Here is a 6,664-nt window from a genome sequence, read left to right on the forward strand (position 1 = left end):
AGTTTATTAAACACAGTTTTTTAAAGTATTGCATTATATTAATTGTGCATAAAACATGAAAAATTCAGTGGTTATTTAAAACTCTTGATATACATACATAAATGTATTAACATGAGATATGAAAATAAGATTTGAATGGGATGAAGTTAAAGCAAAAAGTAATCTTAAAAAACACCGTGTAAGTTTTGAAATAGCTGCTCGTGTTTTTGCCGACCCATTTGCCATGGTTAAACAAGACCGTATTGAAAACGGAGAATATCGTTGGCAAACTTTAGGACTTGTAGATGGTTTTTTATTGTTGCTTGTAGCGCATACTGTCCGTGACGATAAAGATGGCATAGAGGTTATCCGTATTATTTCAGCACGGCGCGCTAATTTGAAAGAGAGGAAACGTTATGAAGAAGAAAGTTCGTTATGAAATTGATGTAGGCCATTTATCACCTTTGACGAATAAACAGAGGGTTGAAATTGATGAACTCGCAGCAATGCCGGAGAGTGCAATTGATCATAGTGATATTCCACCACTTGGTGATGCGTTCTGGAAAAACGCCGTTCGCAATCCATTTTATAAACCAACGAAGACTGTCACAACAGTGCGTGTGGATTCAGACGTGCTAGCTTGGCTTAAAAGTCAAGGGAAAGGCTATCAAACGCGAATTAACGCCATTTTACGTGATGCCATGCTTCGTTCAATGCGATAAGTAATCTACTAATATACAGTCTTATAAATTGGGAATTTTACTTTTGGTTTTTAGTACAAGACTGTAGTGTGTAGATGGATATGTTTATTAAACTGCGTGTACGAAACATAAGAAACAATACACAGCATAAAAAATAGTACCAAAGTGCAATGTCTAAATACCCAAATACGGTATCCAATGAAAAAGAAAATTGATGTTCCACGTGCTTAGAAGTGACAGGCAAAGAAACAGCTTTTTCATAACTATTTGGAAAAATTAAAACGACAAGCGCTAAAATTATTATCTTTAAAAGTTTGTGCATATATTGTTGTAAATCATGTGTTAGGATCACCCAACCCGTTGTATCATCATGTTTATATTTTGGATTATTTTGTAATTCAAAAGGAATATGAGAATTGCATAAAATTACAAAAATGTTTGTTATTATTATCAAACCAAAAGATGCAAATATCAAAATACTTTGAATAAAATAGGGATTTTTTTTAATTCCTAAAAAATATAAAAGTTATAATACCAAACAAAGCTTTTATCTGCTTATCTGTAAACATGTTCATTTCCTGCGGCTTTTGATAATTTTTTAATTTCTTTGTTGATTTCATCGATCAACGCTTCACAATTCAAAATGCTTTTTGGTAAGTTGCCACCGTATATCCACGCTTTCACTTGCGCCTTGGTACTGAAATCCGCATTCTTTGGTGTTTTGTAATATTGACCACCATCGAATTCCTCGTACTCTCTCCTCCCATCTTCATATTTGTAGAGGTTGTAAAAATACTCTGCTGCTCCATCTCCCCATGGAACATATCCAACAGCCGTTGCTACGAACTTTTTTTGCATGGGCTGTTTACGGTTTATTAAAGATAAATTTTTAAAATGGGCATGCTTTAATCCTAACTTTACCTATGGGTTTATTTATCTCAAATTTGACTGTACAGAGCGTTTTATATTACAGATGTGGTTTTCATCATAAAATCTTTAAATCGCCTTGTACGGTATTATTTTGTCAATTTAAACACACATCTAATCTCAAAACGATCAGCACTTTTCACTATTTTGCTGTTTTTTAGTAATCTATTCTGAATTCGCCTGTTATGAGTTCATGAAGAGTTTTAGCTCGTGAAAGCAGATCTTTTTCAAGCTCTTCGCAATATTCAGAAAAATCTGATGCTCTTGGAATAAATTTTTTAGACATGCCTTCTACTTTGCCCTGTAAAATGCGTTTTAAAGCCTCTTTCAAAATCAACAAGGAAACACCTTTGAGTTCAGTTTGATAAGCTTGAGCAGACGTATCACAATCCATATCTTTTCGCATTTGAAAGCCACCACAAGAGAATAAGCGAAAGGTGTTAATGATATCATCATTGGAAGCTTTTACGGCAATAAGTCTGTGAAGCCATAGGCAAGCTTCAAGTGCATTTTCTTCGTTTACACGCATCAGTTTTTCCCATGAATTGTTCATGAAAAACTTGATGATTTTTTCTTCATTTGGTTTTTGTTTTAAATTTTCCATATAATCACCTATTTTAAGCTTATTGCTTTGGTTTGGTTAAGTAAAACAACATTTTCTCTTTTGTTTGTATTCATGATAGCTTTGCAAATAATCTTGGCTTTTGCCAAAAGGTCTAATTCTAATTTTTTGCAATATGACGCAAGCTCCGAAGCACTTGGCATGAATACTTTGGATATTTCTTCTACTTCACCACGTGCAATCCGTTTGATGGATTCTTGTAGGATTACAGATGAAACACTTTCAAGAGCCATGCCGTAGAAAAGAGCAGAAAAATCATGATCCATATCTTTGGGGGTTTTCATTCCAGAAGAAAGCAAACGAAAAGCAAAAGAAATCTCATCAGCAGAAACTTTTCTAGACACTAATTCCTCTAACTGTAGGCAAGCTTTAAGGGTATTCTGCTCTTCCTGTACGGTCATCTCATATCCAAGTTTCAGCATTGTTGGAAATCCTTGGTTCACATGCTTTAAAGCTTGTGTTAAAAAAACCTCTATCTGCGAAATCTTTGATGCGTTCTGCAATGATTTCTCCATTGCTTTTTTGTCTTTGAGAGTAATTTCCATTGTTTCCACCATTGTTGTTTGTGTTTTTTTCTTTCTCTAAATCTTCAATTTTTTTTCTTACCCAGTTACGCCATGTTGCTTGCCAATCTGTTTTGCGTGCGTCCTTGCCTGCTTTGGCTTTCCAAAAATCTCGAAACTTTGCGATTTCGATTTTGATACGCTCTGGAGGCAAGCCCTCTGCAATGGCAAAATCATAATCGGGTTCAAAATCCGCAGGCAATCGACAACCTCGATCAGTGTTAACCTGCTTGGCTTTCTTAGGAACGCTTTCTTGCTCGTGAATGGGAGGTTGGTTTTCTGATGATGTTGCGATTTGTTCTGATTGGCTCTCAACATCACCACACTCGATTGGCTCGTCAACCAAATCGGTTGTTTCTAAATCTTCAGAACCAATTTCTTTTTTTGCTAATACGATAGTATTAGTTTTTTTATTATATATGTTATTGTTATTGTTAATGGCATCATTAAGCATTGCATTAGCATTGCTTGTAGCATGCTTAAGCATATCATTAGCATCATGCTTAGCATCATTAAGCATTGCTTTAGCATCATGCTTAGCATTTTGATCATCGCTAATTGTTTTTTCTTTATGATGTTTTGCCCATTTTGCTTGCGCTGCCTTCTGTGCTCTCTCTGAAAATTTATTTATATTTTCATTTGAGTTATTGAGTTCTTCCTCAACATCTGGACTCCACAAACGACCATCTTCTAAAGAAATGATGTGCCCAGATCTAAATAAATAATCTAACGCCTTTTCAAATCTTTTTACTGTACAACAAGTAAAATGAGATAATACTCGTGAATCATTCAAAAGAGGTTCACGCGTGTGTAACATTCTTATTCGCAACTTCACATAAACATTGACTTCCATAGGTGGTAAATCAGAAAGTTTAAATAGCCACTGATCTGTATTAAGTCTCGTCCATGGTATTTTACTGGACATGTGTACCCCCTTCTTTCTTTAAATATAAAATTGCCAAAGCATCTGCTTCGTTGTCATCTTTAGGCGCGTGCCCTTTTGCACACACCGCTTTAATCATTTCTTCTTTTGAGGCATTTCCTTTACCGGTTGTTTCTTTCTTAATCGTACCAACTGGAATGCCTTCATACGGTATCTGATGATGTTCACACCATGCCGTTAAGATTGATAACAAGTCACCGTAAATATGCGCTGCATCAGTACCATTATGACGCCTCACTTCTTCAAAATACACCGCGTCAATGCCGTCTGCTGTCTGCTTTATATCTGTAAGCCATCTCTTAAAGCGCAGATAACGCATCCCACCGCCTTCAAAACGGCGTGATTTAAAATCAACGGTACCACTAAATATGCTACCATCCCCTCCACACATCGCCCATCCCATCTTCGTTCCTAGATCAAGACAGAGAATCGTGTTAGTCATTTTAAATTCCATTAAACATTTTACAAAGTTATTCGACGTTTATTATTTTTGAAATGAGGGGGGGAAATGCTTCAAGTAACATCTAAATTATTTTCTATTTCTTCTATTATCATTGATTTTGTGCACACAATTTTTTCAATTTATACTAAATACAAAGAGCAGGAAGAGCGAAAGCTAGGAGCTAAATTAGAACTGAAACTTGTTTCCCAACCAAGACGCGATAGTGTTATTCCATCAAAGAACAGAGAGTTTAGGATAGTCGCAGGATCATTAGTTCATTTATACGTAACCTTCTATAATCCTACAAAACAGATGATTAGATTGAATTATATATGGATAGATAAAAAGAGCCCCTTTCAATTTGTTCATGTCTCATATCCTAAATCCAACTTAGAATTGCATAAACAAACAGAAGACATCTTCATTAAAACGCAAGAAAACCACGTCAACTTGGTAAATCCTAAGCTAAACCCAATCCAAAATGAATGGTACGACTTGTTTAGTATTGGGGGTGAAAGCGAACTGACATTTTTACTTATTTTTGCAATGTGCAATCCATCTGAGGTACAACCTATAAATATCATTGTAGAACACACTTCTCCAAATTATCCGACCAAAACACTTAAACCTAATTTTTATCTTGGTTCCTTTTGTGATGACTAATATTTTAATTTCATGTAACTAAAAGTAATCAAAGTTACTTACTTTCTCTTATAAGTTGATAGTTTTTCCCCCATCTCGCTGTACTAAATGTGTAGACTGATTGTATTTCTGCAAATTATCTATGAAACGCTTTTTGAAACTATATGCATCACTATATGCCTTTATAGACAATGATGGTCCTAAAGCGCTTTTGGCTATTAAATTATTATTTTCATCAAGAGAAAAGTTCCAATCAGAATCATGAAAAATAATTGTGCTACCGTCTGGAAAATCCATTTCTTTTGTTGAATCTTCTAAAATGTGAAAAGTATAATATGGACTTCGCAAAACATTTGTAGAGCTTTGCATTTTTTTATAAAAGTAAAGAAAAACAAGAAACATGATTATATTGGCAATAAAAAGCACAATAATCATCGCGAAATTTTCCATCTTTATTTCCTCTCTTCTTAAGAGTGTGAATGATGCTGCTGGTGCTCGTTATTATCTGTAGGATTAGAAGCACTAAATTTCTCTATTAGATGGAGCATATCTTTTTTCGATTTTATCATTGGATGAATATCCCTATGGTATTTATTTCCATAATTATGGAGAAACCAATCTAGTGTAACCCAAGATAGACCTTTGGATTTAGACAACTGGATAATTGTATTCCAGTATTTTGGAGAAATACTATTACGGTCACGCATTTTACGCGCAGCTTCGTAGCTACATCCAATTTCTTTTGCAAATTGACGTATAGATCCCCAAGATTCAATCAAATTTTTGACATAAAGATTATTAACCATGAAATAAATAGTACATTACGTACAATTTCAAATCAAGATAAAATCGTACACAATGAATGAAAAAAATAGTGGATAATGTACGAATGACTTATTTGCCAAAAGATAGACTTAAAATAGCGCGTAAAAATGCTGGGTATGCAACACCAAGTGAAGCGGCACGCGCTATACCAGCTCTTAATCAAAATACTCTCATTAGTCACGAAAATGGAAATCGTCCTGTTTCGCGCCAAAAAGCCGAGCTCTATGGACAAGTATTTAACGTTGATCCGGGGTGGATTTTATATGGCGAATCTCCTCAAGAGAATCCTAGCCTCAATATAAGCATTCCTCTTATTTCATGGATTAGTGCAGGAGAGTTAAGTGAGCAAGATGGGATAATGGATTTTTCAGATTACCCTATGACAGAAGCTGTTAACCTTCCTGCTGGTGAATGGATTGCTTTGCGTGTGGATGGTGCATCTATGAATAAAATTAGCCCTCCAGATTCTATAATATTTGTAAATATGCGAGACAAAAAACTTGTACCTAATGCCTGCTATGTAATTGCAGATGAAACTGGGCAGGCAACATATAAACGATACAGACCTAATGATGACCCTCCTTTTCAGCCTGCTTCATACGACAAAACAATAAAAGCTCCAAAATTTGAAGGCGCTATCTCTATAATAGGTCGTGTACGACGTACTATCCTTGACATGTAAGTTCAATACGGTTCTCTGTTTAAGTTATCAACTAGATGTCATTAACAAGTCATAGCGGATTATTGATTCTTATCAAGAAACCGCATGCTTACTGATTCTTAAATTAGGCAATGATTCGTCATTTTTTTATTTTTCTAAAAAAATAGTACAATTTGTACTTGACTATAATTCGCACATAATGTACTAATATATCCATGAATTAACACAAACAATCGCCTAGAGGCGTTGGGGAGGGGAAATCATGGAAAAGCCAATTCTTATTAATTCCAATGAAATTTTATTAGTTGCCTACGAAAAAGATCAAAACATTGCAGAGTCTGGACCACTTGATGCAAGCC

General features: G+C 35.1%; 11 protein-coding genes and 1 pseudogene. 4 read left to right on the forward strand and 8 right to left on the reverse strand.

Annotation, left to right across the window (positions count from 1 at the left end):
- Nucleotides 1-118 precede the first annotated feature (118 nt).
- Both BN200_RS05750 and BN200_RS05755 read left to right on the forward strand, forming a co-directional pair.
- Nucleotides 119-418, forward strand: a complete 300-nt coding sequence (locus tag BN200_RS05750) for a BrnT family toxin (RefSeq protein ID WP_019221594.1) — start codon at nucleotides 119-121, stop codon at nucleotides 416-418.
- Nucleotides 396-701 carry a BrnA antitoxin family protein gene (locus BN200_RS05755; protein ID WP_019221595.1) on the forward strand — a complete coding sequence of 102 codons (306 nt, stop codon included), beginning with the start codon at nucleotides 396-398 and terminating at the stop codon, nucleotides 699-701. The genes BN200_RS05750 and BN200_RS05755 overlap by 23 nt, the downstream gene beginning before the upstream one ends.
- 37 nt (nucleotides 702-738) lie before the next feature.
- Here the strand turns inward: BN200_RS05755 and BN200_RS09705 are convergent.
- The 6 genes and pseudogenes from BN200_RS09705 to BN200_RS05785 form a co-directional block, all read right to left on the reverse strand.
- A pseudogene (locus BN200_RS09705) lies at nucleotides 739-1,249 on the reverse strand (hypothetical protein).
- Nucleotides 1,236-1,538, reverse strand: a complete 303-nt coding sequence (locus BN200_RS05765) for a hypothetical protein (protein ID WP_019221597.1) — start codon at nucleotides 1,536-1,538, stop codon at nucleotides 1,236-1,238. Before BN200_RS05765 ends, BN200_RS09705 begins: the two are co-directional and overlap by 14 nt.
- Before the next feature lie 226 nt (nucleotides 1,539-1,764).
- Nucleotides 1,765-2,136, reverse strand: a complete 372-nt coding sequence (locus BN200_RS05770; RefSeq protein WP_154645982.1) for a hypothetical protein — start codon at nucleotides 2,134-2,136, stop codon at nucleotides 1,765-1,767.
- Between the two features lie 83 nt (nucleotides 2,137-2,219).
- A complete protein-coding gene (locus BN200_RS05775) occupies nucleotides 2,220-2,651 on the reverse strand; it encodes a hypothetical protein (protein WP_019221599.1) in 432 nt (143 codons plus the stop codon).
- Nucleotides 2,632-3,717: a DUF1376 domain-containing protein gene (locus BN200_RS05780; RefSeq protein ID WP_019221600.1), complete on the reverse strand. Its 1,086-nt coding sequence runs from the start codon at nucleotides 3,715-3,717 to the stop codon at nucleotides 2,632-2,634. Before BN200_RS05780 ends, BN200_RS05775 begins: the two co-directional genes overlap by 20 nt.
- Nucleotides 3,707-4,177: a crossover junction endodeoxyribonuclease RuvC gene (locus BN200_RS05785; RefSeq protein WP_034989189.1), complete on the reverse strand. Its 471-nt coding sequence runs from the start codon at nucleotides 4,175-4,177 to the stop codon at nucleotides 3,707-3,709. The genes BN200_RS05780 and BN200_RS05785 overlap by 11 nt, the downstream gene beginning before the upstream one ends.
- A 66-nt stretch (nucleotides 4,178-4,243) precedes the next feature.
- On the opposite strand from BN200_RS05785, the gene BN200_RS05790 reads away from it, so the two are divergent.
- On the forward strand, nucleotides 4,244-4,840 hold the full coding sequence (locus tag BN200_RS05790) for a hypothetical protein (RefSeq protein ID WP_019221602.1): 597 nt from the start codon (nucleotides 4,244-4,246) through the stop codon (nucleotides 4,838-4,840).
- Nucleotides 4,841-4,888: 48 nt separating this feature from the next.
- Here the strand turns inward: BN200_RS05790 and BN200_RS05795 are convergent, their stop codons facing one another.
- Together BN200_RS05795 and BN200_RS05800 are read right to left on the reverse strand one after the other, a co-directional pair.
- Nucleotides 4,889-5,269 carry a hypothetical protein gene (locus tag BN200_RS05795; protein WP_019221603.1) on the reverse strand — a complete coding sequence of 127 codons (381 nt, stop codon included), beginning with the start codon at nucleotides 5,267-5,269 and terminating at the stop codon, nucleotides 4,889-4,891.
- A gap of 17 nt (nucleotides 5,270-5,286) precedes the next feature.
- A complete protein-coding gene (locus tag BN200_RS05800; RefSeq protein WP_019221604.1) occupies nucleotides 5,287-5,625 on the reverse strand; it encodes a hypothetical protein in 339 nt (112 codons plus the stop codon).
- An 83-nt stretch (nucleotides 5,626-5,708) separates the two neighbouring features.
- Between BN200_RS05800 and BN200_RS05805 the strand changes: the two genes are divergently transcribed.
- Complete coding sequence (locus BN200_RS05805) at nucleotides 5,709-6,326, forward strand: LexA family transcriptional regulator (RefSeq protein WP_019221605.1); 618 nt, start codon at nucleotides 5,709-5,711, stop codon at nucleotides 6,324-6,326.
- The last annotated feature ends 338 nt before the right edge of the window (nucleotides 6,327-6,664 follow it).

The organism is Bartonella senegalensis OS02 (assembly GCF_000312545.1).
Lineage (GTDB): Bacteria > Pseudomonadota > Alphaproteobacteria > Rhizobiales > Rhizobiaceae > Bartonella > Bartonella senegalensis.

Excerpts from the sequence above, each read along its gene's own strand:
- BN200_RS05750 (WP_019221594.1), top strand. The coding sequence starts at position 119 with ATGAAAATAAGATTTGAATGGGATGAAGTTAAAGCAAAAAGTAATCTT.
- BN200_RS05755 (WP_019221595.1), top strand. The coding sequence starts at position 396 with ATGAAGAAGAAAGTTCGTTATGAAATTGATGTAGGCCATTTATCACCT.
- BN200_RS05765 (WP_019221597.1), bottom strand. The coding sequence starts at position 1,538 with ATGCAAAAAAAGTTCGTAGCAACGGCTGTTGGATATGTTCCATGGGGA.
- BN200_RS05770 (WP_154645982.1), bottom strand. The coding sequence starts at position 2,136 with ATGCGTGTAAACGAAGAAAATGCACTTGAAGCTTGCCTATGGCTTCAC.
- BN200_RS05775 (WP_019221599.1), bottom strand. The coding sequence starts at position 2,651 with ATGCTGAAACTTGGATATGAGATGACCGTACAGGAAGAGCAGAATACC.
- BN200_RS05780 (WP_019221600.1), bottom strand. The coding sequence starts at position 3,717 with ATGTCCAGTAAAATACCATGGACGAGACTTAATACAGATCAGTGGCTA.
- BN200_RS05785 (WP_034989189.1), bottom strand. The coding sequence starts at position 4,177 with ATGACTAACACGATTCTCTGTCTTGATCTAGGAACGAAGATGGGATGG.
- BN200_RS05790 (WP_019221602.1), top strand. The coding sequence starts at position 4,244 with ATGCTTCAAGTAACATCTAAATTATTTTCTATTTCTTCTATTATCATT.
- BN200_RS05795 (WP_019221603.1), bottom strand. The coding sequence starts at position 5,269 with ATGGAAAATTTCGCGATGATTATTGTGCTTTTTATTGCCAATATAATC.
- BN200_RS05800 (WP_019221604.1), bottom strand. The coding sequence starts at position 5,625 with ATGGTTAATAATCTTTATGTCAAAAATTTGATTGAATCTTGGGGATCT.
- BN200_RS05805 (WP_019221605.1), top strand. The coding sequence starts at position 5,709 with ATGACTTATTTGCCAAAAGATAGACTTAAAATAGCGCGTAAAAATGCT.